This is a genomic window from Rhodobacter capsulatus (assembly GCF_005144475.1).
In the GTDB taxonomy this organism is placed as follows: Bacteria; Pseudomonadota; Alphaproteobacteria; order Rhodobacterales; family Rhodobacteraceae; genus Rhodobacter; species Rhodobacter capsulatus_C.
This window is the reverse complement of record NZ_SWJZ01000145.1, coordinates 1-430: the sequence shown is the minus strand read 5'-3', so window position 1 is coordinate 430 and position 430 is coordinate 1. Positions and strand designations below refer to the sequence as shown.

Annotated in this window: 1 pseudogene; it reads right to left on the bottom strand. The window is 67.4% G+C overall.

Annotated features, from left to right (window positions below):
- Window positions 1–430, bottom strand: a pseudogene (locus FBT96_RS19805) (ornithine cyclodeaminase); the annotation flags it as partial.

Genomic DNA, 430 nt, shown 5'->3' with positions numbered 1-430 from the left:
AAGATCTCGGCGCGTTTCAGGATGTCGGGATGCAGTTCGGTCTTGCCCGGACAGTCACCGCCGATCGCGTTGAGATGCACCCCCGCCCCCACCATGTTGTCGGTCAGGATCGTCGCGAATTGCTTGTCGGCGGTGCAGGTGGTGAGGATCTGCGCGCCTTCGACCGCCGCCTGTGCCGAGGCGCAGGCGGTGACCTCGAACCCCTGCGCGCGCAGATTGCGCAGGGCCTTTCCGGTCGCAAGCGGATCGATGTCGTAAAGCCGCAGCCGGTGGATGCCGCACAGCGCCCGGAACGCCAGCGCCTGAAACTCGCATTGCGCGCCATTGCCGATCAGCGCCATCACCTGCGCCCCCTCGGGCGCAAGATAGCGCCCCACCAGCGCCGAGGTGGCCGCCGTGCGCAGCGCCGTCAGCAGCGTCATTTCCGTCA